This is a genomic window from Nonomuraea sp. NPDC049684, assembly GCF_044465345.1.
Classification (GTDB): domain Bacteria; phylum Actinomycetota; class Actinomycetes; order Streptosporangiales; family Streptosporangiaceae; genus Nonomuraea.
On the sequence record NZ_JBITLO010000005.1, the window covers coordinates 278197 to 302330 of the forward strand.

At 71.5% G+C, this 24134-nt stretch carries 25 protein-coding genes; 21 read left to right on the forward strand and 4 right to left on the reverse strand.

Annotated elements, in window-relative coordinates:
* Window positions 1-831: a hypothetical protein gene (locus ACIBST_RS18455; RefSeq protein ID WP_397172971.1), complete on the reverse strand. Its 831-nt coding sequence runs from the start codon at window positions 829-831 to the stop codon at window positions 1-3.
* 32 nt (window positions 832-863) lie between these two features.
* Window positions 864-1286: a hypothetical protein gene (locus ACIBST_RS18460; protein ID WP_397172973.1), complete on the reverse strand. Its 423-nt coding sequence runs from the start codon at window positions 1284-1286 to the stop codon at window positions 864-866.
* A gap of 154 nt (window positions 1287-1440) precedes the next feature.
* Here ACIBST_RS18460 and ACIBST_RS18465 point away from each other — a divergent pair, with 154 nt between their 5' ends.
* The 15 genes from ACIBST_RS18465 (at window position 1441) to ACIBST_RS18535 (ending at window position 16718) form a co-directional block, all read left to right on the forward strand.
* Window positions 1441-1860 (forward strand): VOC family protein, encoded by a 420-nt coding sequence (locus ACIBST_RS18465; protein ID WP_358290129.1) that lies wholly within the window; start codon window positions 1441-1443, stop codon window positions 1858-1860.
* 40 nt (window positions 1861-1900) lie between these two features.
* Window positions 1901-2260 (forward strand): MmcQ/YjbR family DNA-binding protein, encoded by a 360-nt coding sequence (locus tag ACIBST_RS18470; protein ID WP_397172975.1) that lies wholly within the window; start codon window positions 1901-1903, stop codon window positions 2258-2260.
* A gap of 22 nt (window positions 2261-2282) precedes the next feature.
* A complete protein-coding gene (locus ACIBST_RS18475; RefSeq protein ID WP_397172977.1) occupies window positions 2283-2777 on the forward strand; it encodes a GNAT family N-acetyltransferase in 495 nt (164 codons plus the stop codon).
* 231 nt (window positions 2778-3008) lie between these two features.
* Window positions 3009-3386, forward strand: a complete 378-nt coding sequence (locus ACIBST_RS18480) for a hypothetical protein (protein WP_397172979.1) — start codon at window positions 3009-3011, stop codon at window positions 3384-3386.
* Between the two features lie 18 nt (window positions 3387-3404).
* Window positions 3405-4319, forward strand: coding sequence for a DMT family transporter (locus tag ACIBST_RS18485; RefSeq protein WP_397172980.1), 915 nt, complete (start codon window positions 3405-3407; stop codon window positions 4317-4319).
* On the forward strand, window positions 4319-4948 hold the full coding sequence (locus ACIBST_RS18490) for a GntR family transcriptional regulator (RefSeq protein ID WP_397173531.1): 630 nt from the start codon (window positions 4319-4321) through the stop codon (window positions 4946-4948). Before ACIBST_RS18485 ends, ACIBST_RS18490 begins: the two co-directional genes overlap by 1 nt.
* Window positions 4949-5020: 72 nt before the next feature.
* On the forward strand, window positions 5021-5371 hold the full coding sequence (locus ACIBST_RS18495; RefSeq protein ID WP_352364750.1) for a hypothetical protein: 351 nt from the start codon (window positions 5021-5023) through the stop codon (window positions 5369-5371).
* 270 nt (window positions 5372-5641) lie between these two features.
* Entirely contained in the window at window positions 5642-7096 is a 1455-nt protein-coding gene (locus ACIBST_RS18500) for a sugar transferase (RefSeq protein ID WP_397172981.1), read from the forward strand.
* A 2-nt stretch (window positions 7097-7098) separates the two neighbouring features.
* On the forward strand, window positions 7099-8166 hold the full coding sequence (locus tag ACIBST_RS18505; RefSeq protein WP_397154511.1) for a glucose-1-phosphate thymidylyltransferase: 1068 nt from the start codon (window positions 7099-7101) through the stop codon (window positions 8164-8166).
* Complete coding sequence (gene rfbB, locus ACIBST_RS18510) at window positions 8163-9092, forward strand: dTDP-glucose 4,6-dehydratase (RefSeq protein WP_397172982.1); 930 nt, start codon at window positions 8163-8165, stop codon at window positions 9090-9092. Before ACIBST_RS18505 ends, rfbB begins: the two co-directional genes overlap by 4 nt.
* A 13-nt stretch (window positions 9093-9105) precedes the next feature.
* Window positions 9106-9957 (forward strand): dTDP-4-dehydrorhamnose reductase, encoded by an 852-nt coding sequence (rfbD, locus tag ACIBST_RS18515; RefSeq protein WP_397172984.1) that lies wholly within the window; start codon window positions 9106-9108, stop codon window positions 9955-9957.
* On the forward strand, window positions 9942-10901 hold the full coding sequence (locus ACIBST_RS18520; protein WP_397172985.1) for an endonuclease/exonuclease/phosphatase family protein: 960 nt from the start codon (window positions 9942-9944) through the stop codon (window positions 10899-10901). Before rfbD ends, ACIBST_RS18520 begins: the two co-directional genes overlap by 16 nt.
* A 52-nt stretch (window positions 10902-10953) precedes the next feature.
* Window positions 10954-11724, forward strand: a complete 771-nt coding sequence (locus ACIBST_RS18525; protein WP_397172987.1) for a WecB/TagA/CpsF family glycosyltransferase — start codon at window positions 10954-10956, stop codon at window positions 11722-11724.
* Window positions 11721-12836, forward strand: a complete 1116-nt coding sequence (locus ACIBST_RS18530; RefSeq protein WP_397172989.1) for a hypothetical protein — start codon at window positions 11721-11723, stop codon at window positions 12834-12836. Before ACIBST_RS18525 ends, ACIBST_RS18530 begins: the two co-directional genes overlap by 4 nt.
* 69 nt (window positions 12837-12905) lie before the next feature.
* A complete protein-coding gene (locus ACIBST_RS18535) occupies window positions 12906-16718 on the forward strand; it encodes a LamG-like jellyroll fold domain-containing protein (protein ID WP_397172991.1) in 3813 nt (1270 codons plus the stop codon).
* On the opposite strand, the gene ACIBST_RS18540 is transcribed toward ACIBST_RS18535, so the two are convergent.
* Window positions 16715-17545, reverse strand: coding sequence for a glycosyltransferase (locus tag ACIBST_RS18540; protein ID WP_397172993.1), 831 nt, complete (start codon window positions 17543-17545; stop codon window positions 16715-16717). The two genes, ACIBST_RS18535 and ACIBST_RS18540, sit on opposite strands and share 4 nt — an antisense overlap.
* Window positions 17539-18096 (reverse strand): dTDP-4-dehydrorhamnose 3,5-epimerase, encoded by a 558-nt coding sequence (gene rfbC, locus ACIBST_RS18545; protein WP_397172995.1) that lies wholly within the window; start codon window positions 18094-18096, stop codon window positions 17539-17541. Before rfbC ends, ACIBST_RS18540 begins: the two co-directional genes overlap by 7 nt.
* 96 nt (window positions 18097-18192) lie before the next feature.
* On the opposite strand from rfbC, the gene ACIBST_RS18550 reads away from it, so the two are divergent.
* From ACIBST_RS18550 to ACIBST_RS18575, 6 genes are read left to right on the forward strand one after another with little or no spacing between them, the layout of a single operon-like run.
* Window positions 18193-19398 (forward strand): class I SAM-dependent methyltransferase, encoded by a 1206-nt coding sequence (locus ACIBST_RS18550; RefSeq protein ID WP_397173533.1) that lies wholly within the window; start codon window positions 18193-18195, stop codon window positions 19396-19398.
* Entirely contained in the window at window positions 19395-20174 is a 780-nt protein-coding gene (locus ACIBST_RS18555) for a sugar phosphate nucleotidyltransferase (protein ID WP_397172996.1), read from the forward strand. Before ACIBST_RS18550 ends, ACIBST_RS18555 begins: the two co-directional genes overlap by 4 nt.
* Window positions 20171-20818 (forward strand): PIG-L deacetylase family protein, encoded by a 648-nt coding sequence (locus ACIBST_RS18560; RefSeq protein ID WP_397172998.1) that lies wholly within the window; start codon window positions 20171-20173, stop codon window positions 20816-20818. Before ACIBST_RS18555 ends, ACIBST_RS18560 begins: the two co-directional genes overlap by 4 nt.
* A complete protein-coding gene (locus tag ACIBST_RS18565) occupies window positions 20818-21834 on the forward strand; it encodes an NAD-dependent epimerase/dehydratase family protein (RefSeq protein WP_397173000.1) in 1017 nt (338 codons plus the stop codon). The genes ACIBST_RS18560 and ACIBST_RS18565 overlap by 1 nt, the downstream gene beginning before the upstream one ends.
* Window positions 21831-23105: a DUF4910 domain-containing protein gene (locus tag ACIBST_RS18570; protein WP_397173002.1), complete on the forward strand. Its 1275-nt coding sequence runs from the start codon at window positions 21831-21833 to the stop codon at window positions 23103-23105. The genes ACIBST_RS18565 and ACIBST_RS18570 overlap by 4 nt, the downstream gene beginning before the upstream one ends.
* Window positions 23093-24082: a hypothetical protein gene (locus ACIBST_RS18575; RefSeq protein ID WP_397173004.1), complete on the forward strand. Its 990-nt coding sequence runs from the start codon at window positions 23093-23095 to the stop codon at window positions 24080-24082. The genes ACIBST_RS18570 and ACIBST_RS18575 overlap by 13 nt, the downstream gene beginning before the upstream one ends.
* Window positions 24083-24134: the final 52 nt, after the last annotated feature.

Genomic DNA, 24134 nt, shown 5'->3' on the forward strand with positions numbered 1-24134 from the left:
TCACGGTCGCTCGTACGCGGGCGCGGCCAGCTCCCAGAGGCCGATGGGACGCAGGGCGCGTGCGGCGGCGAGCAACTGCTTCTCGGGCACGTTCCCGCCGTCGAGCCGCACCAGGGTGTTCCCATGGGCGGTGAACACGGTGCTGCCGTAGTCGTACCTCAGGATCCAGAGGTCCGGCGCCGCCTCCACGCAGGTCATGTCCTCCTGGAGATCGACTGCGTCGTCGCAGGCATGCTCCGGGGACATGGTCTCCGGCAGGACGTCGACCACGAGGGTGGCGGCGTCGGCGCGCTTGTACGTGAGGCTGAGGTCCGGGTGGCGGATCTCCACCTCGGTCAGCCGGAACCCGGGCAGGTCGGGCGCGACGTTCGTGGCGTTCCGGGCGGCCATGGCCTGGGCCTGGGCGGCGAGCACGGTCACGTCGTGGTTCGACCAGGCCGCCAGGAACACGGACGCGGCCACGCCGACCGCCGACAGGCGCACGGGCGTGGCCAGGGGCAGAGCCATCCCTCCTCCCAGCGCGTAGCCGCACGCCCCGGCGGCCATGCTGATCAGGCCGACGCGCCAGGCGCCGAAGGCGAGGAGGTCGGAGACGGGGGCGGTCATGGTCAGGCCGACGTACAGCGCGATGAGGGCGAACTGCCCCAGCAGCGCCACGAGCCACCAGTTCCGCAGCATGGCGTACCAGGACAGCAACATCCCGGCCGGAAGGGTCGCGAACAACATCAACAGCAGGTTGCCCGCGGCGTCCTCAGGGCCGTGAAAGGCGATGACGGCCTGTGCCAGGCCCACGACGGCCCCCACGAGGGCCGCCCGGATCAACGCGTTCATGCCCGATCATGGACGATCTTCGCCCATTCCTGTCAAGAGGCGGCATCCGTCCGCTTCCGCCGCGAGAACCAGCGCCAGGACGGCGGCAGCAGCAGCAGGACGACGACGGGCAGCGGCCCGGTGGCGTTCTGGGGGAGCAGCCTCAGCAGATCGAGGCGGCCGGAGTCGGCCACGTCGATCACGACGGACGCGAGGACCTCCAGCAGTTCCAGGGCGACGACCGCCCAGAGCACCCACGTGCGGCGGCCGCCGAAGCGCCCCATCAGCCAGCCGGCCGACCAGAGGAACGCCACTTCCCACGCGATCAGGAGGAGCAGGGCGGGCGCGAAGCTAGACAACGCCGCGCCGCCCAGGAAGACCAGCCCCACCATGCCGAACGCCACCTGGAGCGTCATGACGAACCGGGCGGCCCGTACGACCCAGGGCATCGGCTCGGTCCGCACGGTCGCCGTCATAGGACAGATGATGACGGATCGGCCCCCGCCGGAACAGGGGAACCCCGCGTGAATCCCGCCTTTCGATCAGGGGACGATCGCCCGTCCGGGGGGCCCTCAATTGGACAGCGGCATGCGCGCAACGGATATTGGACGGGAATGGAGGATCTATTACATGGATGCGCGTCTGGACCATCTCGTTCTCTGGGTCTCCGACCAGCTTGCCGCCCTGCGTTTCTACGAGCAGGTGGTGGGCCTGCCGGGGGTCCGGGGGGAGGAATTCCGCGAAGGCGAAGCGGGGTTCCCGAGCGTACGGATCGCCGAGGGGACGATCATCGACCTGATGGCGCACGACGTGTCGAAGGGCGTGGAGGAGGGCACGGGGGTGACGGGCAGCGCCGGGCACCAGATCAACCACTTCTGCCTGTCGGTGAGCAGGGAGGACTTCGAGGCGCTCAAGGTGCGGCTGAAGGACCACGGGGTCGAGGTCACCGGCACCGGCTCCAACTCCTTCGGCGCCCAGGGCATCGCCCCCGAGACCATCTTCTTCCCCGACCCGGACCGCAACGTCATCGAGGTCCGCTACTACCGCTGAGCCGGCGGAGTTGTCGGTCGGGTTTGGTAGACAGGTCGGCATGGGTGTGAGCGTCGACGAGTTCCTCGATCTGGTCCGCGGGCTGCCGGAGGTCACCGAGCATCCCGGCCCCGAGTGGGTCGGTTTCAAGGTCCACGGCAAGGGCTTCGGCTACCTGTGGGAGAAGACCGAGACCGTCGGGGTCAAGTCCACGATCGACGAGCAGCTCGCGCTGGTGGCCGAGCGACCCGAGGTGTTCGAGGTGCAGTTCACCGCCGGGCGCTTCGGGTGGGTCGTGGTGCACCTCGACAAGATCGACGCCGACGAGCTGTTCGAGCTGATGGCCGAGGCGTGGTGCCTGACCGCGCCCCGGCCGCTGGTCAGCGCGTTCGAGGCGGAGCACCAGATCGCGCCGTCGTGAGCCGGCGGTAGTCTCGGGCAGCGTGGCCCCCATCGACATCCGCCTTCGCGAGTGGCGCGAGGACGACGCCCCGGCCGTGCTGAGCGCGTTCCGTACGCCCGATCTGCGCCGCCAGTCGTCCTTCCCCGTCGTCACGCTCAAGGACGCGGTGGGCTGGATCACGTCCTGGACGGGCGTCGGGCACGCGTTCGCGGTGACCGTCGAGGGGGGTGCGGTGGTCGGCAACGTGGCCGTGGCCGGGATCGACGCCCACGACAACGGGTGGGTGTCCTACTGGGTGCTGCCCGCGTACCGGGGGCTCGGGATCGCGACGGCGGCCACCGAGGAGCTGGCCCGGTGGGCGTTCGGCGAGCGCGGGCTGTTCCGGCTGGAGCTGGGGCACCGCACCGATAACCCGGCGTCGTGCCGGGTGGCGACCAAGGCGGGGTTCCGGGCGGAGGGCATCGAGCGCGGCAAGCTCTGTCACGAGGGCGTGCGCCTCGACGTCGAACGCCACGCCCGCCTCGCCATCGACTGACCCGCCCGGTCTGACCCGCCCGGTCTGACCCGCCCGGTCTGACCCGCCCGGTCTGACCCGCCCGGTCTGACCCGCCCGGTCTGACCCGCCCGGTCTGACCCGCCGCAGGGGGCCTCGGGGCGATCGGCGGTCGCGCCGGGGGAGGGCTCGGTGGTCGCAGGCCCCGGTGCGGGAGGGTGGGGTGATCGGGGCGCTGGTCACGTGGTGGCGGGGTGAACTACCCTTTTTCGGGTGGACAGCGAGAGCCGGGCCGCGGCCGGGCTGCTGGCGGCCCTGAGCAGGGCGGCCGAGATCCTCGCCGGCTTACGCCACCCGTTCGTGCGCGGGCGTCCCTTCTCCTGCTTCGTCCCGCCCTCGGGAGTGCGCACCGGCGCCGAGTTCGTCCTGCCCGACGGCCGCGAGGTGCGTTTCGAGGTGTCCCTCACCGTCTCCGGGGACGCCTTCCACGTGGAGGGCGGGATCACCGCGGAGGGCGAGCCGCTGCTGGAGCTGCCGCGCCGGAGCCTGCCGGACGTGCACGACGCGCTCGCCGTCCTGGACGACTACGCCGGCGACATCGCCGCCCCCGCTGACCGCATGCTGGACGACCTGCTGGACGAAATTGTCTAATTGTCTGACAATGTAGGCATGAAGAACGGACCTCTCGCCGTCGTGGGCGCCTCCGCGCTCTGGGGCACCGCGGGCACCGCGGGGCTGCTGGTCTCGGCCGACTCGGTCGCCCTGGCCGCGGCCCGGCTGGTCATCGGCGGCGCCGCGCTCGGCCTGCTCGCGCGGGCGGGCATCCGGCGGTCGTTCCGGCCGGGGCTGGTGCCGGCGGCCCTGGCGGTGGCGGCGTACCAACTGTGCTTCTTCGCGGCGGTCGGGCGCACGGGCGTGGCCATCGGCACGGTGGTCGCGATCGGCAGCGGGCCGGTCTTCACGGGTCTGCTGTCCTGGGCGCTGCACGGCCGGCGGCCGAGCGGGCGGTGGGCGCTGGCGACCACGGCGGCGGTCTGCGGGTGCGCGGCGCTGATCGTCGGCGGCGGCGCGCAGGCGGGCGGGCAGATGGTGTCGGGCGTGCTGTTCGCGCTGCTCGGCGGCCTGCTCTACGCCTTCTACGCGGTCTCCGCGGCCAGGGCCATCGAGCAGGGCGCCGAGTCGGACGCCGTGATGGGGGTGCTGTTCGGCGGCGCCGCCCTGGTCATGCTGCCGGTGCTGCTGATCAACGGCGTCGGCTGGGTGGGGGAGCCGCGCGGGCTGCTCGCCGTGCTCTACCTGGGCCTCGGCACCACCGCGCTGTCCTACATCCTGTACGGCCGCGGCCTGCGCACCACGCCGGTCGCCACGGCCTCGACGCTGGCGCTGACCGAGCCGGCCGTCGCCGCGCTGCTGGGCCTGCTGGTGCTGGGCGAGCGGCTGGCCCCGCTGTCGATCGCCGGGCTGGTGATGCTGGTGCTCGGGCTGGTGGCGGTGGCCGTGCCGGAACGCGGCAGGGGCAGGGGACAGGGCAGGGAGCCGGGCAGGGAGCCGGGCAGGGAAACGGCACTAGCATCACAGCCGTGATGCTGCCCCTCAAACCCGTCTCCACGGTCGGCGCGCTCGCCGACGCCCTGCGCACCCGGGTGCTCTCCGGCGAGATCGCGCCGGGCACGCCGCTGCCCGAGCAGGAGATCGCCGCGTCGTACGGCGTGGCCAGGCCGACCGTGCGCGAGGCGCTGGCGGGCCTGGTGCACGAGGGACTGCTCAGGCGGGAGCGCAACCGCAGCGCCTATGTCCCCGAGGTGACGATCTCGGACCTCCAGGACCTCATGTACGTGCGCCGCCCCCTGGAGGACCTGATGGCCCAGGCCGTGGCCGGCCGCCGGGTGCCCGACGCCGAGGCCGCGCTGCTCAGGTGGGAGGCGCTGCCGGCCGACGCGCCGTGGTCGGCGACCGTCGCCGAGCACATGGCCCTGCACGAGGCGCTGATCGAGGCGGCCGGCAGCCGGCGGCTCGAACGCCTCTACGCCACGCTCGCCGCCGAGACCAGGCTCGGCATGGTGCGCCTGCGCCGGGTCTACCGCGACCGGGAGGTCCTGATCCGCGAGCACCGCGAGCTGCTGGACGCCATCGCGGCGGGTCCGGTGGAGGCGGCGCGGGCGGCCGTCGCGGCGCATCTCAGCCACAACTGGGGCGATCCCGAACTGCCCTGAACGGGTGGGTCGGATGCGTCATTGGGCGCGAACCCTTGCGGGACGGCCCCGGAACTCGCAAGAATCGCGGCCATGCACGGCAACCCGATGCCGGACTCCTACGTATATGTCACCGAAGAGGGCGTCACCCGCCACTACGCCGACGGCAGCGTCGAAGCCCTCGCGTGGGAGGACGTGGTGGAGGTCCGTGTCGCCACCGAATCCGGGGAAGACGTCCTCTACATCCTGCTCGACCGGGACGGCGAAGGCTGCGTGGTGCCGCGTTCCGCGACCGATGCCACCTTTGTCGCCCGGCTACGCTACTTGCCCGATTTCGATCTCGACCGGCTGAACCTGGCGGCCGATTCCGCGCGTGACGGAGTTGTGGTCGTGTGGCGCAGCCCTGATCCGCCGTCCGCATTGCCGGACCTGGAGTACGACTAGCGGCTCAGTTTCCCGGTCACCTGGCGAAATGTCGCCATAAACCTCACATTTTCTCGCCCGTACGCTGCACTTTTGGATCGTTCCGTCAACCCCCGAAACCCCTAGATCGACGTCCGATTGTGGACATTTCCCGTTATTCCCCAGGTTGGAATCGATCTTTACTCTTTAGTGGGGGCCGCCGCCCTTGATAACGCATGGGTCATTGTCAACCTATGCGGCACAAGGAACGTCCTGTTATCGCGGTGAAAGCAGTTATCACAGGGTGGTGCTATGAGGGTGGGGACTGGGGAGTCCACTGCTGTGCTCCTCGAGGCCGCGCCACGCCTTGAGTCCAACATCTGGACGCGGGCGTACCTGCGGCTCCTGTTAGGCGGGGACACGGCGTGCGCGCTGCTGGCGTGCGCGTGCGTGCTGGGCGTACGCCTGGCCTCCGGCGTGTACGTGCCGATCGCCGAGTACGTGCTCGGGCTCGGCCTGCTCGTCGCCTGGCCGGTCGCGCTCAGGATGGCGGGCGCGTACCGGCAACGCGCCAACGGCGAGGGCACCGAGGAGTTCAAGGCCGTCTTCACCGGCGGCATCGGGCTGATGGCCACCACGGCCATCCTGGCCTACGCCACGCAGACGGCCATCGCGCGCAGCTTCGTCATGGCGATGCTGCCGCTGGTGCTGCTGGCCACGCTCTACTTCCGTTACCGCATGCGCAAGCGGCTTCATCGCAGGCGGGCGATCGGCGAGTACATGCGGCAGGTGATCGCGGTCGGGCACCGGGAGTCGATCCTCGACCTCGTCGTGCAGTTCCGCCGCCAGCCGCACCACGGCATGCAGGTGGTGGGAGCCTGCCTGCCGCACGACACGCTCGACGTCGACCTCGACGGCATCCCGGTGATGGGCTCCTTCGGCGACGTCGCCGAGGTCGTGGCCCATTCGCGGGCCGACGCGGTGGCCGTCCTGGCCTGTCCCGAGCTGGACGGCGCTGCGCTGCGCCGGCTGGCCTGGAGCCTGGAGACCGCGCGCACCGACCTGTTCGTCGCGCCCGCGCTCATGGACGTCGCCGGCCCGCGCATCAGCATCAGGCCGGTGGCCGGGATGCCGCTGCTGCACGTCGAGCACCCGGAGTTCGACGGCACCCGGCAGCTCGTGAAGGCGGCCTTCGACCGGCTGGTGGCCGGCGCGGCCCTGCTGGTGCTCGCGCTGCCGCTGCTGACGCTCGCCCTGGTGATCAGGCTCACCAGCCAGGGGCCCGCGCTGTTCCACCAGACCAGGGTGGGCAGGGGCGGCCGGGAGTTCCGGGTGGTGAAGTTCCGCACGATGGTGGTCGACGCCGAACGGCTCAAGCACCAGCTTCTCGCGTCGAACGAGTTCGACGGCGTGCTGTTCAAGATAAGGAACGATCCAAGGATCACCCGGGTCGGCGCGTTCCTGCGCCGCTACTCGCTGGACGAGCTGCCGCAGCTGCTCAACGTCATCCGTGGTGAGATGTCCCTCGTCGGCCCCCGGCCGCCGCTGCCGGAGGAGGTCGCCAGCTACGGCGCCGACGTGCGCCGCCGTCTGGTGGTCAAGCCGGGCATGACCGGCCTCTGGCAGGTCAGCGGGCGATCCGACCTGACGTGGGAGGAATCCGTCCGGCTGGACCTGCGCTACGTGGAGAACTGGTCGCTCCTGCTCGACCTGCAGATCCTGTGGAAGACCTGGTCCGTCGTCACCCGTGGAGAAGGGGCTTACTAGCAGTGAAGGCACTCGTGCTCGCCGGAGGGTCGGGCACACGGCTCCGGCCCATCACGCACACCTCGGCCAAGCAGCTGGTCCCCGTCGCCAACAAGCCGGTCCTGTTCTACGGGCTGGAGGCCATCGCGGCGGCCGGGATCCGGGAGCTCGGCCTGGTGGTCGGGGACACGCAGGCGGAGATCGAGACGGCCGTGGGGGACGGCTCGGCGTTCGGGCTGCAGGTCACCTACCTCCGCCAGGAGGCGCCGCTCGGGCTGGCCCACGGCGTGCTGATCGCCCGCGAGTTCCTGGGCGACGACGACTTCGTCATGTACCTGGGCGACAACTTCGTCGTCGGCGGCATCAACGACCTGGTGGACAGGTTCGCCAGGGAGCGGCCCGCCGCGCAGATCATGCTGACCAGGGTCGGCGATCCCGGCCAGTTCGGGGTCGCCGAGCTGGACGCGAAGGGCCGGGTGGTCGGCCTGGAGGAGAAGCCGGCCCGGCCCAAGAGCGACCTGGCGCTGGTCGGCGTCTACCTGTTCAGCCCGGCGATCCACGCCGCCGTCGCCGAGCTCAAGCCGTCGTGGCGGGGGGAGCTGGAGATCACCGACGCCATCCAGTGGCTGATCGAGGCCGGGCTGCGCGTGGAGTCGTCGGTGATCTCGGGATACTGGAAGGACACCGGCAACGTCACCGACATGCTGGAGGTCAACCGGCTGGTCCTGGAGTCGGTCGAGCCCGGCGTGCGCGGGCGGGTCGACGAGGCCAGCGAGCTGATCGGCCGGGTCGTGGTCGAGCCGGACGCGGTGGTCGAGCGCTCCCGCGTGGTCGGCCCGGCGATCATCGGCCGGGGGGCGCGCGTCCAGGACAGCTACGTCGGGCCGTTCACCTCGGTCGGCGCGTCGTGCGTGGTCACCGGCAGCGAGATCGAATACTCGATCCTGCTGCCCCGGGCGTCCATCGACGGCGTCGGCCGGATCGAGGCGTCACTGATCGGCCACGACGTCGAGGTCACCCGAGCGCCCAACACGCCCAGAGCCCACCGCCTCGTGCTGGGCGATCACAGCAAGGTACAGATCACTACATGACAAGAATTCTGGTGACGGGCGGCGCGGGATTCATCGGCTCCCACTTCGTCCGGGGGCTGCACGACGCGTACGTCACGGTCCTCGACAAGCTCACCTACGCGGGGAACCGGGCCAACCTCGAAGGGGTGCGGCACGAGTTCGTCCACGGCGACATCTGCGACGCCGAGCTGCTGCGCGAGGTCGTCCCCGGCCACGACCTGGTGGTGAACTTCGCCGCCGAGTCGCACGTCGACCGGTCGATCGAGGGCGCCGCCGCCGAGTTCATGCGGACCAACGTGCTCGGCACCCAGACGCTGCTGCAGGCGTGCCTGGACGCGGGCACGCCGAAGGTCGTCCAGGTCTCGACGGACGAGGTCTACGGGTCGATCGACATCGGCTCCTGGGACGAGTCCGCGCCGGTGCGCCCGCGGTCGCCGTACGCGGCCAGCAAGGCGGGCGGCGACCTGATCGCCCGCTCGTACGCCATCACCTACGGCCTGAACGTGTCGATCACCCGCTGCGGCAACAACTACGGCCCCCGGCAGTACCCGGAGAAGCTGATCCCGCTGTTCGTCACGAACCTGCTGCGCGGCCGCCCGGTCCCGCTGTACGGCGACGGCGGGAACGTGCGCGACTGGATCCACGCCGAGGACCACTGCGCCGGCATCCGCCTGGTCGCCGAGAAGGGCGAGCCCGGCGAGATCTACCACATCGCCGGCACCGCCGAGCTGACGAACAAGGAGCTGACCGCCCGCCTGCTCGAAGCCTGCGGCCGCGGCTGGGACTCGGTGCGCCACGTCGAGGACCGCAAGGGCCACGACCGCAGGTACTCCCTGGACGACAGCAAGCTGCGCAAGCTCGGCTACCGCCCGGAGATCCCGTTCGACCAGGGGCTGAAGGACACGATCCGCTGGTACGCCGAGCACCGCGACTGGTGGCCCGCGTGACCGGGCGCCTGCCATGAGGTGGCTCGTCACGGGCGGCGGCGGGATGCTGGCCGCCGACGTCCTGGAACGGGCCGGGCTGACCGGCGAGCCGGTGCTCGCGCTCGGCCGGTCCGAGCTCGACCTGTGCGACCGGCGCGCGGTCCGCGACTTCGTCGCCGCCTACCGGCCGGGCGTGGTGGTCAACTGCGCCGCCTGGACCGCCGTGGACGACGCCGAGACCCACGAGACCGAGGCGCTGGAGATCAACGGGCACGCGGTGGGCTGGCTGGCCGAGAGCTGCGCGCGGGCCGGGGCGCGGCTCGTGCACGTCTCCACCGACTACGTCTTCGACGGCGCCGCGCCGGACCCGTACCCGGAGGACGCGCCGACCGCGCCGGTGAACGCGTACGGCAGGACCAAGCTCGCCGGCGAGCGGGCGGCGCTGGAGCACGGGCACCACGTGGTGCGCAGCGCCTGGCTGTACGGCGCGGCCGGCCCCAACTTCGTCCGGACCATGATCAGGCTGGCGGCCGAGCGCGACACCGTGGACGTGGTCGACGACCAGCACGGCCAGCCGACGTGGACCGCCGACCTGGCCGACTACCTGGTACGGCTGGCGCGCTCCGACCTGCCGCCGGGCGTCTACCACGGCACCAGCTCCGGGGAGACGACATGGTGCGGCCTGGCCAAGGAGATCTTCACGCTGCTCGGCCTGGACCCCGAACGGGTGCGCCCGGTGAGCTCGGCGGGCTTCCCCCGGCCGGCCCGGCGTCCGGCCAACAGCGTTCTCGCGCACACGAAGGGAGAGCCGATCCGGCACTGGCGTCAGGCGCTGCGCGCGGCCTGGCCGGTGCTGACGCGCGGGCGCCGGTGCGGCGCCGCGTAGGCGGCGCGGTGCTGTGGCTCATGGTGTGCGGCCTCGCGGGATGGGCGGGGCTGCGGCTGCTGGGGTGGGAGCCGAAGTTCCTGTGGTCGCAGCTCGTGTCGTTCACGCCGTACGCGGCGGCGCTGTCGGTGGTGCCGCTGGCGTTCGCGCTCTACCTGCGCGCCGGGGCGCTGATCGCCGCTGCACTCGCCGTGACGTGCGCGTTCGCGGTGGCCGTCGTGCCGCGCGCGGTGCCCGAGGGCAACCCGCCGGCCGCCGGGCCGGTGCTGCGGGTGCTGGCGGTCAACCTGCTGCACTCCTCCGTGCTGCCGCCGGTGCTGGTGGAGACGGTCGAGCGCGAGCGGCCCGACGTGCTGCACCTGCTGGAGTTCACCGGCCTGATGCGGGAGCGGGTGGAGGAGCTGGGGCTGACGCGGCTGCTGCCGTACCGGATCGTGCTGCCGGGGGAGGACTCGTCGGGCGCGGCGATCTACTCGCGCTACCCGTTGCGGGCCGCGGACTCGCCGATCGCGGCGCCGCCCTTCGAGGAGAGCCCGCGCCACCTGCCCGCCGTCGTCACGCTGCCGGGCGGGCGGGAGGCCGAGATCGTCGCCGTGCACGCGTGCGCGCCCTCGGAGGGCTGGCGCACGGCCTGCTGGGCGTCGAGCATCCGGGCGCTGCCGCCCGCCGGCGGCCGCCTGCGGATCCTGGCCGGGGACTTCAACTCCACGCTCGACCACGCGGTGCTGCGCGACCTGATCGCCACCGGCTACCGGGACGCCGCCGACGTCACCGGAAAGGGTCTCTCCATGACCTGGCCCTACTACGAGCAGCCGCGGCTGTTCCCGAAGGTGGCCATCGACCACGTGCTGGCCGACCGGCGGATCGCGGTCCGGAGCTTCCAGACCCTGCGGGTGCCGCGGACCGACCACCGGGCCACGCTCACCGAGCTGGTCCTTCCTTGATGTGACGTTTCCGGAGCTGAGACCGATATGTCATGGACACCCAGGGGGACGGATGACGAGGTTGCCGGAGCGGAGGACGGTGTTCGGCACCGTGCTGGACGCCCTCACCATGAACCAGGTGATCGCCCGCTGCGTGGCGGCCGTCGCGGACGGCGGCAGGCTGACCATCGGCGTGGTGAACGCCGCCAAGGTCGTCAACATGCGCGCGGACGCCGCCCTGCGCCAGTCGGTGCTGGACAGCGACCTCGTGCTGGCCGACGGACAGGCGGTGGTCTGGGCGGCGCGGGCGCTCGGGCACCGGATCCCCGAGCGGGTGGCGGGCATCGACCTGTTCACCGAGCTGATGGCCGAGGGCGCCCGGCGCGGCTACCGGGCCTACTTCCTCGGCGCGACCGCCGAGGTGCTGGCCGGGGTGCTGGACGAGGTGCGTGCCCGCTACCCGGGCCTGGCCGTCGCCGGGTCCCGCGACGGCTACTTCGCGCCGGAGGAGTCGGCCGAGGTCGCCGCCGAGATCGCCGCCTCGCGGGCCGACCTGCTGTTCCTGGGCATCACCTCGCCGAAGAAGGAGATCTTCATCCGAGAGTGGGGCGAGCGCACCGGGGCGCGGATCATCCACGGCGTGGGCGGCTCGTTCGACGTGCTGGCCGGACGCACCCGCAGGGCGCCGGTGCGCTGGCAGCGATTAGGGCTGGAATGGCTCTACCGCATGCTCCAGGAGCCGCTGCGGCTCGGGCCGCGCTACGTGCGCACCAACGGCAGTTTCCTGCTCCTGGTGGTCAGGGAGTGGGCCGGTGTCAGACGCAGGATCGAGGAGACGACGTGACGGATCACCGGATCGCTCTGCTGAGCTCCGGCCACCAGGACTTCGTGCGGGGCATGCTGGACCTGTCGGTACGCGGCCTGCCCCCCGGCTACGGCGACGGCGGCTTCGTCTTCACCCGCCGGGGCCGCCGACAGGCCGACGGCACGTGGACGGCGGTGCCCGAGGGGCGCAGCATCCGCTACTCCGCGATCGTCGCGCTCGGCGTGGCCACCCTGGAGGAGGCCCGGCAGCGGGCGGCGCTGGCCGGTGACGACGTCCTCGACCTGGTGGGGAACCTGGTCAAGCGGCTTCCCGAGGTGACCGGCGCCGGCGACGCGGCGCTGATCTGCTGGGCGGCGGCCGAGACCGGGCACGCCGACCTCGACCTGGCCCTGCGCCGCCTGGCCGAGCTGGACGCGGGCGGGCAGATCCACACCGTCGAGGCGGCGTGGGCGCTGGCCGCCCTGGTCGCGGCCGGGGTGCGCGACGGCCGGACGGAACGCGCCCGCGAGCGGCTGCTCGGCGGCCTGGCCGGCAACCGGCTCTACCCGCACGCGCTCGGCCGGGGCCCGCTGGTGCCGCGCTACCGCGCCCACGTGGGGTGCTTCGCCGACCAGGTCTACCCGCTGCAGGCGCTGGCCCGGCTACACGCCGCCACCGGGGACGCCGAGGCGCTGCGGGCCGCCGAGCAGGTGGCCGCGGGCATCTGCCGGGCCCAGGGGCCGGAGGGGGAGTGGTGGTGGCACTACGACGCCCGTACCGGCTCGGTGGTGGAGGGGTATCCGGTCTACAGCGTCCACCAGCTGTCCATGGGGCCGATGGCGCTGCTGGACCTGGCCGACGCGGGCGGCACGGCGTACGTGGCGGAGATCTCCAAGGGGCTCGACTGGATGATCGGGCGGCCCTCGTTCGTGCTCGACGACCTGGCGCTGACCTGGCGGAAGGAGGCCAGGGCCGATCCGCGCAAGCTGGTGCGCGGGCTGCGGGCGATGGCGACGGGCGTGCACAAGGAGATGCGGCTGGGCGTCCTGGACCGGGTCTACCCGCCGGTCGCCGTGGACCGGGAGTGCCGGCCGTACGAGCTGGGGTGGCTGCTGTACGCGTGGCTGGCCAGATGCGGACAAAGCGCGTGACTTAGCCCTGAATCGGTGCGATAGATCGATCCAGGGCTCGGGGGATTTTTCCGTTTCAAGGGGGTTCCCGTGTTACGGCGGCTTCGCCATGCGCTTTTATCCGTCCTGCTGATCACGCCCGGGCTGGCGATCGTCGCGCCGCCGCCCGCGCAGGCACTGCCGGGCAGCTTTCAAAGACAGGTGGTCTTCAGCGGCCTGACCAATCCGACCAACATCGAGTTCGCCTCGGACGGCCGGGTGTTCGTCGCCGAGAAGAGCGGCCTGATCAAGGTCTTCGACTCCCTCGCCGACACCACGCCGGCGATCTACGCCGACCTGCGCACGCAGGTGCACAACTTCTGGGACCGCGGGCTCCTCGGCCTGGCCCTGCACCCGGACTTCCCGGCCGACCCGCGCATCTACGTGCTGTACTCCTACGACGCGGTGCCCGGCGGCAGCGCGCCGCGCTGGGGCGCGGCGGGCGTCAGCGCCGACCCGTGCCCGACCCCGCCCGGCGCGACCGGGGACGGCTGCCTGATCACCGGGCGGCTGTCCGTGCTGGCGCCCTCGGGCGGCTCGGTCGCCGAGACCCCGCTGATCACCGGCTGGTGCCAGCAGCACCCCAGCCACTCCGTCGGCGACCTGGCGTTCGGCCCCGACGGCATGCTCTACGCCAGCGGCGGCGACGGCGCCAGCTTCAACTTCGCCGACTACGGTCAGGACAACCTGACCAGCTCCGACGTCACCCCGGACAACCCCTGCGGCGACCCGCCCTCGCCCGTGGGCACCGCGCTCGCCCCGCCGGCCGCCGAGGGCGGCGCGCTGCGCTCGCAGGACCTGCGCACCGGCGGCGACCCGGCGGGCCTGAACGGCAGCATCATCCGGGTCGACCCGGACACCGGCGCGGCGGCCCCCGGCAACCCGAACGCGGGGAGCAGCGACCCCAACGCGGCCCGGATCATCGCCTACGGCCAGCGCAACCCGTTCCGCATCACCGTACGGCCCGGCACGAACGAGATCTGGGCGGGCGAGGTCGGCTGGAACACCTACGAGGAGATCAACCGGATCACCTCGCCCACCGGCCCGGTCAGCAACTTCGGCTGGCCCTGCTACGAGGGCCCGGCCCGGCAGGGCGGCTACGACAACCTGAACCTGACCCTCTGCGAGAACCTGTACGCGGCGGGCCCGGCGGCGGTGACGCAGCCGTACTTCGCCTGGAACCACGCCTCCAAGCCCGCGCCGAACGACCCGTGCCCGTCGGGCGGGTCGTCCTCCAGCGGCGTCGCGTTCTACGAGGGCGGCTCCTACCCGGCCGCCTACGACGGAGCTCTGTTCTTCTCCGACTTCAGCAGGTCGTGCGTCTGGGTCATGACCAAGGGCGCGAACGGCCTGCCCGACCCGGCGACGGTGACCACGTTCGACTCGGGGATGCCCGCCGTGGAGGTGCAGACCGGCCCCGGCGGCGACCTGTTCGCGGTCGACTACACCAACGGGCAGATCATCCGGTACCTGTACAACAACACCCCGCCGACCGCCGTCATCGGCGCGAGCGCGACCTCGGGCAACGCGCCGCTCACGGTGAACTTCACCTCCGCCGGCTCCGCCGACGCCGACGGCGACCCGCTCACCTTCCGCTGGGACCTGGACGGCGACGGCGACTACGACGACTCCACCTCGGCCACGCCGTCCCGCACCTACGCGCAACCCGGCTCCTACGTGGTGAAGCTGCTGGCCGACGACGGGCGAGGCGGCCAGGGAACCGCGACCGTGACGATCAACGTGAACAACACGGCGCCGACGGCGACGATCAACTCGCCGTCGCCCTCGCTGACGTGGGCCGTCGGCGACACGATCACGTTCTCCGGCACCGGCACCGACGCCCAGGACGGCACGATCCCCGGCTCGCGGATGCAGTGGAAGCTGATCATGCATCACTGCCCCAGCACCTGCCACGAGCACGAGATCACCACCTTCACCGGCACCGGCGGCTCCTTCGCGCCGCCGGACCACGAATACCCGTCGCACCTGGAGCTCCGGCTGACCGTGACCGACGCGCACGGCCTGACCGACACCAAGAGCGTGCTGCTGCAGCCGAAGACGGTGAACCTGACCTTCCAGACCGTGCCCGCCGGGCTGCAGCTCGGCTTCAACAGCGAGCAGACCGTCGCCCCCTTCACCAGGACGGTGATCGTCGGCTCCCACAACTCGGTCTCCGCACCCTCGCCGCAGAGCTCCGGCGGCTCCAGCTACACGCTCGCCTCCTGGTCCGACGGCGGCGCGGCCACCCACAACGTCACGGCGCCGGCCACCGCGGCGACCTACACCGCGACCTACCAGCAGTCCCAGGTGCCGGACGGCCTGGTGGCGGCGTACGGCATGGACGCGGGCGCCGGGACGGCGGTCGCCGACGCCTCGGGCAAGGGCAACAACGGCACGGCCGCGAACACCACGTGGTCCCTGACCGGCAAGTACGGCCAGGCGTTGTCGTTCGACGGCACGTCGAGCTGGGTGACGGTGGCCGACTCCAGCTCTCTGCGTCTGACCGGCGGGATGACGTTGGAGGCGTGGGTGCGTCCGTCGAGTGTGACGGGGTGGCGGACGGTGCTGATGAAGGAGTTCGGGGCTGATCTGGCGTACGCGATCATGGGGAGTGGCGGCAGCGGTCCTGCGGCGTTCGTCTACACGTCGTCGGGGGCGAATGCTCCGGCGGCGGGCAATCTGCCGTTGAACGTCTGGAGTCATGTGGCGGCGACCTATGACGGTTCGACGTTGCGGATGTTCGTCAACGGCACGCAGGTGGCGACGAATCCGACGGTCGGCAACCTGCGTACCGGGACGAGCCCGTTGCGGATCGGCGGGAACAGCGGTTCGGGCGAGTACTTCAGCGGCCTGATCGACGAGGTGCGGGTCTACAACAAGGCGCTGACCGCCGCCCAGATCGCCACCGACATGAACACCCCGGTCGGGCAGCAGGGACCGCCCGACACGCAGCCGCCCACCGCCCCCGGCTCGCTGGCCGCGACCGGCGGTCAGGGCAGCGCCCAGCTCACCTGGACGGCCTCGACCGACAACGTGGCCGTCACCGGGTACACCGTCCACCGGTCGGCGACCGCCGGGTTCACGCCGTCCGGGGCCAACCAGGTGGGCTCGACCGCGAGCACGTCGTTCACGGACTCGGGGGTCGCGGCGGGCACGTACTACTACCGCGTCGTGGCCTTCGACGGCTCCAGCAACACGGGGCCGCCGTCCAACGAGGCGTCCGCGGTGGTCACCCAGCCGCCGACGGTCAGCGGGCTGGTGGCGGCGTACGGCATGAACGCGGGCACCGGGACGGCCGTCGCCGACGCCTCCGGCAACGGCAACAACGGCACCCTCACCGCGGCGACCTGGACGGCCGGCAAGTACGGCCAGGCGTTGTCGTTCGACGGCACGTCGAGCTGGGTGACGGTGGCCGACTCCAGCTCTCTGCGTCTGACCGGCGGGATGACGTTGGAGGCGTGGGTGCGTCCGTCGAGTGTGACGGGGTGGCGGACGGTGCTGATGAAGGAGTTCGGGGCTGATCTGGCGTACGCGATCATGGGGAGTGGCGGCAGCGGTCCTGCGGCGTTCGTCTACACGTCGTCGGGGGCGAATGCTCCGGCGGCGGGCAATCTGCCGTTGAACGTCTGGAGTCATGTGGCGGCGACCTATGACGGTTCGACGTTGCGGATGTTCGTCAACGGCACGCAGGTGGCGACGAATCCGACGGTCGGCAACCTGCGTACCGGGACGAGCCCGTTGCGGATCGGCGGGAACAGCGGCTCGGGCGAGTACTTCAGCGGCCTGATCGACGAGGTGCGGGTCTACAACAAGGCGCTGACCGCCGCCCAGATCACCACCGACATGAACACGCCGGTCAGCTAGCTCCGGCTGCTCTCGTCGCGCAGCCAGGTGGTGTAGTCGCCCGCGCGGATCGCGCGGGCGGCCCGCCGCCTGGCCAGCACGGCCATCGCGGCGAAGACCGCCGCCGCGCCCGCCAGGCGCGGCTCCTTCGCCACGATGGCCGCCAGGTCGCGCGGGCCGGTGCGCTCGCCCGCGCCGGCCGAGGTCCGCTCCAGCTCGGTGACGCTGGTCATGGCCCGGACCCGGCGGCGCAGCAGGTCGCCGACCGTGCGCGGCGGATGGATCACCGCGCGGGCCGTGCCGACGATCACGCGTTCGTCGGGCGTGAAGGCCAGCGAGGCGGTCAGGTCGTCGGCCATCACCGGCGGCAGCGCGCGCAGCCGTTCGTTGCCTGCGGCGTTCACCGCGATCACGCCCCGGGCGAACAGCCCCGCGCGGACGTGCGGCAGCCGGGTCCAGATCGCGTAGTAGGCGCGCACCGGCCACGGGCGGTCGGCCAGCGTCAGGTCCCGCTCCGGCGCGGCGGCGAGCGGCCCGTCCGGCGCGGCCAGCACGGCCGCCAGCGCGCGCGCCGAGGCCGTGCTGAGCTCGATGTCGGCGTCGACGTACAGGCGGGGGTAGCCGCGGGCGGCCGCGTCGCCCATGCGCAGCGCCGCGCTCTTGGAGGGGACGGGCGTCGTCAGCACCCGGACGTCGTACGGCCGGGCCACCTCGGCCGTGCCGTCGGTGCAGCCGTTGGCCACGACCACCACGTCGAACTCGCCGGGCGCCGCCTCGCCGAGCAGGCCGTCCAGCAGCCGGCCGAGCACCTTGGCCTCGTTGTGGGCCGGGATCACGACGCTCACCACGACGGCAGTATCCCCGCGTCGCGGGCCTGCTTGAGCGTGGGGGCGGCGGCGTCCTTCGCCGACAGGACCGGCTCCACGTCGATCGGCCACTCGATGGCGAGATCGGGGTCGAGCGGGTGGATGCCGTGCTCGTGGGCCGGGTCGTACGGGGAGGAGCAGAGGTAGACGACCGTGGCCGACTCGCTGAGGGCCATGAAGCCATGGCCTAATCCCTCCATCAGGAAGATGCCCTGGCGCGAGACGTCGTCCAGCCGCACCGCCTCCCACCGCCCGTACGTCGGCGACCCCACGCGGACGTCCACCACGACGTCGAGGGCCTCGCCCGCCACGCACATGACGTATTTGGCCTGGCCGGGCGGCACGTCGGCGAAGTGGATGCCGCGCAGCACTCCGCGGCTGGAGACCGAGCAGTTGACCTGGGCCAGCTCGATCGAGCGCCCGGTCGCCTCCCGCAGGTCGGCGGCGCGGAAGCTTTCCAGGAAAACGCCCCGGGGATCGCTGAGGATGCGGGGGGTGTAGAGCAATGCTCCATCGATGCTCAGGCGTTTCATGAAGACACTTGTAACACTCATTGCCGCCCACCCGAAGTATGGCTGTGGGTTTCCAAAGGGGGAAATCTTGTCATTTCTGGGTGGGGCCCTTTGTTGATGACATCGTGCCGGTTGTGCGGCTCGACGGACCTGGTCGGCGTGGTGGATCTCGGGGCGACACCGCCCTGTGAGCTCTTCCTCACGGCGGAACAACTGGATCAGCCCGAGCTCACCTATCCCCTTCATCTGCGGGTTTGCACGGGCTGCTGGCTGGCCCAGATCCCGCCGTTGATCACGCCGGAAGAAACTTTCACCGAATACGCCTACTTCGCGTCATTTTCCGCCTCCTGGGTGGAGCACGCGCGGCGGTTCGTCGACACGGCCGTGGAACGGTTGAAGCCGTCGTTCGTGGTCGAGGTGGCCAGCAACGACGGCTACCTCCTGCAGCACGTGGTCGCACGCGGCATCCGGTGCCTCGGCATCGAGCCGTCGGCCAACGTGGGGCAGGCGGCCAAGGACAAGGGCGTGCCGACGCTCACCGCGTTCCTGACCCCGGAGACGGGCGCGTCGGTGCGGGACGGGAACGGTCCCGCCGACCTGGTGGTGGCCAACAACGTCTACGCGCACATCCCCGACGTCATCGGCTTCACCAAGGGGCTGCGCGCCCTGGTGGCCGACGACGGATGGGTCTCGATCGAGGTCCAGCACCTGCTCACGCTCGTGGAGCTGAACCAGTACGACACGATCTACCACGAGCACTTCCAGTACTACACGGTGGCCTCCGCGCAGCGGGCGCTGGCGAGCGGCGGCCTGACCCTGGTCGACGTCGAGCTGCTGCCCACCCACGGCGGGTCGATCCGGCTGTGGGCGCGGCCCTCGGGCAGCCCGTCCGGCCGGGTGCTCGACGTGCTCGCCAGGGAGAAGGCCGCCGGGCTGCACGACCTCTCCGGTTACGCGGGGTTCGCGGAGCGGGTCGCCCGCGTCCGCCGCGACCTGCTCCGATTCCTGATCACCGCCGCCGAGGAGGGCAAGACGGTCGCCGGGTACGGCGCGCCGGGCAAGGGCAACACGCTGCTCAACCACTGTGGCGTCCGGCCGGATCTGCTGGCCTACACGGTGGATCGCAATCCGTACAAACACGGCAGGTTCACGCCGGGCACCAGGATCCCGATCGCTCCGCCGGAGCGCATCGCCCAGGACCGCCCGGACTATGTGCTGGTCCTGCCGTGGAACCTGCGCGAAGAGCTCACCGCTCAGCTCTCCTATGTGCACGAATGGGGAGGCCGGCTGGTCTTCCCGATCCCACACCTGGAGGTCGTGTGAAGGTTGTCCTGTTCTGCGGAGGATTCGGCACCCGGATGCGGACCGGTGTGCCGGGCGAGGTGCCCAAACCGATGGCGCTCGTCGGTCCGCGACCGCTGCTCTGGCACGTGATGCGCTACTACGCCCACTTCGGACACAAGGAGTTCATCCTGTGCCTGGGGTACGGCGCCCACCACATCAAGGACTTCTTCCTCGGCTACCAGGAGGCCACGTCCAACGACTTCGTGCTGCGCGGCGGCAAGGTCGAGCTGCTGTCGAGCGACATCTCCGACTGGTCCATCTCGTTCGTGCAGACCGGGACGGACTCCCCGATCGGGGAGCGGTTACGCCGGGTCCGCCGCCATCTGGGCGACGACGAGGTGTTCCTCGCCAACTACGCCGACGTGCTCACCGACGCGCCGCTGCCCGAGATCATCGACCGGTTCGCCGAGTCCGGCGCGGCCGCCTCGATGATGGTGGTGCCGCCGTCCCAGACCTTCCACTGCGTGGACGTCGGCGAGAACGGACTGGTCGGCGGCATCTCGCCGGTCAGCGAGATGCCGGTGTGGGTCAACGGCGGCTACTTCGTGCTGACCCAGGAGATCTTCGAGCACATCCCGGAGAACGGCGACCTGGTCGCCGACGGCTGCGCCGAGCTGGCCAAGCGCGGACGCCTGCTGGCCTACCCCCATCGCGGCTACTGGCGGCCCACCGACACCGTCAACCAGCGCATGGAGCTGGACGAGGCGTACTCGCGCGGCGTGCGCCCGTGGGCTCTGTGGGAACGGTCCCGGTGATCGGACTGCGTCCCGGGGGCGTGACCTCCGTCGTGGCGCTCGCCGCGCACTGCGACGACCTGGCGATCGGAGCCGGCGGCAGCCTGCTGACGATCTGCGCCGCCCGTCCCGGCCTGCGCGTGGACGCGCTGGTGCTGTCCGGCGGCGGGACCGAGCGGGAGGAGGAGGAACGCGCCGCGCTGGCCGACTTCTGCCCCGGCGCGGACCTGCGGGCGAGCGTGCTCAAGCTGCCCGACGGCTACCTGCCGGCCCGCTGGGAGGAGGCCAAGGCCGCGGTCGAGGAGCTGCGGGCCCGCACCGAGCCCGATCTGATCCTGGCGCCCTGGCGCGGCGACGCCCACCAGGACCACCGGGGGCTGGCCGAGCTGGTGCCCACCGCCTTCCGCGACCACCTGACGCTCGGCTACGAGATCGTCAAGTGGGACGGCGACCTGGCCGTCCCCGCCGTCTACCAGCCGCTCACCCCGGAGGTGGCCGGGCGCAAGGCGGACCTGCTCCAGCGCCACTACGCCTCCCAGCGGCACCGCCCGTGGTACGACCGCGAGGCGTTCCTGGGCCTGGCCCGCATCCGGGGCATCGAATGCCACGCGCGGTACGCCGAGGCGTTCCACGTGTCCAAGCTGACCGTCGATCTGGAGAACTGATGCGGGTACTGCTCACCGGCCACCAGGGCTACCTGGGCAGCGTGATGGCCCCCGTCCTGGCCGAGGCCGGGCACCAGGTCGTCGGCCTGGACTCCGGCCTGTTCGCCGACTGCGTGCTCGGGCCAGAGCCCGAGCCGGTCGAGGCGCACGCCGTGGACCTGCGCGACGCCGGGCCCGAGCACGTCGCCGGGGTCGACGCGGTGATCCACCTGGCCGCCCTGTCCAACGACCCGCTCGGCGCGCTCGCGCCCGACCTGACCTACGACATCAACCACCACGCCTCCGTACGGCTGGCCAGGCTGGCCAGGGACGCGGGCGTGCGACGCTTCCTGTACGCCTCCACCTGCTCGGTCTACGGCGCCTCCGGCGGCGCGGACCTGCTGGACGAGGAGGCCCCGCTGCGCCCGGTCACGCCGTACGCCGAGTCGAAGGTGCGGGTCGAGGACGACCTGACCGCGCTGGCCGACGACGACTTCACCCCGGTGTTCCTGCGCAACGCCACCGCCTTCGGGTTCTCGCCGCGGCTGCGCGCCGACATCGTGCTGAACAACCTGGTGGGCCACGCGCACCTGACCGGCGAGGTCCGGGTGTTGTCCGACGGCACCCCGTGGCGTCCGCTGGTGCACGCCAGGGACATCGCCGACGCGTTCGCCGCCGCCCTGACCGCGCCGCGCGAAGCCGTGCACGCCACGGCCTTCAACGTGGGCACCGAGGTCAACAACGTGACCGTGGCCGAGATCGCGGCCGAGGTGGTCGCGGCCGTCCCCGGCTCGACGCTGACGATCACCGGCGAGACGGGCGCCGACCCGCGCTCCTACCGCGTCGACTTCTCCCGGATCAGGTCCGCCCTGGGTTACGAGGCCCGCTGGACGGTCAAGGCGGGCGCCGTCGAGCTCATCGACGCCTACCGCGAGCACGGGCTGACCAGGCACGACTTCGACCGCCGCTTCACCAGGCTGGCCCGGCTCGCCGACCGGCGCGAGGCCGGCACCGTCGACGCCACCCTGCGGCCATGACCGGCCCGGAGATGCACGACCTGGTACGGCGGCTCTACCCGCTGTGCCGCAGCATCACCGGCGACGGACTGCGCCGCACCCTGGAGATCATCAGCGGGTCGGCCCCGCTGGAGATCACCGAGGTGCCGACGGGCACGCAGGTGCTCGACTGGACGATCCCCCGCGAGTGGAACATCCGCGACGCCTACGTCAAGGACGCCGCCGGGAACCGGGTCGTCGACTTCCGGAAGAGCAACCTGCACGTCGTCGGCTACAGCGCGCCGGTCGAGGCCACCATGCCGCTGGCGGAGCTGCGCGGGCGCCTGCACACGCTGCCCGGCCAGCCGGACCTGGTGCCGTACCGGACCAGCTACTACGCCGAGACCTGGGGCTTCTGCCTGAGCCAGAACACCCTGGACGGGCTGGCGGACGGGCCGTACGAGGTCAGGATCGACTCCACGCTCGCCGACGGCCACCTGACCTACGGCGAGCACGTGATCCGGGGCCGCAGCTCGGAGGAGGTGCTGATCTCCTGCCACGTGTGCCATCCCTCGCTGGCCAACGACAACCTGGCCGGGGTGGCGGTGGCGGTGTCGCTGGCGGCGCTGGTCAGGGAGCTGGCCGAGCCCTGGTACACCTACCGGTTCGTGTTCGCCCCCGGCACCATCGGCGCGATCACCTGGCTGGCGCTCAACCGCGAGCGCGTGGACCGGATCAGGCACGGCCTCACCCTGGCCTGCGCCGGGGACGCCGGGACGGTCACCTACAAGCGCAGCAGGCGCGGCGACGCCGAGATCGACCAGGTCTTCGCGCACGTGCTCAAGGACCGGCCGCACACCCTCCTGGACTTCTCGCCCTACGGCTACGACGAGCGGCAGTACTGCTCGCCGGGGTTCGACCTGCCCGTGGGCTCGCTGACCAGGACGCCCTACGGGAGTTACCCGGAGTACCACACCTCGGCCGACGATCCGGACTTCGTGCGGCCCGAGGCCATGGAGGACACCCTGGAGACGCTGTGGGGCGCCGTACGGGTCCTGGAGGGCAACCGCCGCTACCAGAACCTCAGCCCGTACGGCGAGCCCCAGCTCGGGGCGCGCGGCCTGTACGGCTCGCTGGGCGGCCGCAGTGACACGAAACAGGCCCAGATGGCGATGTTGTGGGTGCTCAACCTTTCCGACGGGCGGCACAGCCTGCTCGACATCGCGGAACGGTCGAACCTGCCGTTCCAGGCATTGGCGGACGCGGCGAACGCCCTGCAGAACGCGGGCCTGCTGAAGGAGTGGGTGGATTGAGCCTGGCGCTGAAAGTCGGCGACGTGGTCGAGGTTCTCAGTGCTGAAGAGATCCTGGCGACCCTCGATGAGCGCGGAGAGCTGGACAGCCTTCCGTTCATGCCGGAGATGCTGCGGTTCTGCGGGCAACGGCTCACCGTCCACAAGGTGGCCAACAAGCTCTGCGACACGATGACCAGGACCGGGATGCGGAAGATGGTGGACGCCGTCCACCTGACCGGCTCCCGCTGCGACGGCACGGCCCACGGCGGCTGCCAGACGGCCTGCCTGCTCTACTGGAAGACGTCCTGGCTGCGGAAGGTCGACGGGCCGCCGACGGCCGAGGGGCAGGTCCGTCCCGAGCGGCCGCTGCTGCCGCTGCTGGAGGTCAACACCCGCAAGGAGCCCGCGCCGGACGGCGAGGAACGGTTCCGCTGCCAGGCGACCGAGCTGCTGCGGGCCGCCCCCGAGCTGCTCCCGTTCCGCGACCTGGGCCAGTACGTCACGGACGTCCGGGTGGGCAACGCCGGGATCGCCTCGACCGTCCGGACGCTGTTCTTCGGCCTGTTCAACCGCTACCAGCGGCTGTCCAGGAAGTTCCCCCGGGCGCTGCGCTTCAGGGGCGGCCTGGACTGGGGGTTCGTGCAGCCCGGCCCGCACACCGGCCCGGCCCCGACCGGGACGACCGACCTCCAGCCGGGCGAGCTGGTCCGCGTCAAGTCCAAGGACGAGATCGTCGCCACGCTCACCACCAAGGGGTTCAACCGGGGGCTGGGCTTCGAGGAGGACATGGCCCGGTCGTGCGGCAAGGTCGCCCGGGTCACCGCGCGGGTCGAGCGCTGCATCGACGAGAAGACCGGAAAGCTGCTTGAGATGAAAAATCCGTGCATCGCCTTGGACGGAATCATCTGCGACGGTGTGTACAAGTCCAACTGCCCCCGCGCGTTCATCCCGTTCTGGCGGGAGATCTGGCTGGAGCGGGTCAACGAGCAAAAGTAGGGCACAGCATGGTTGATCAGGCGAGCCCGGACATCAGTGACATTGGGCGCAA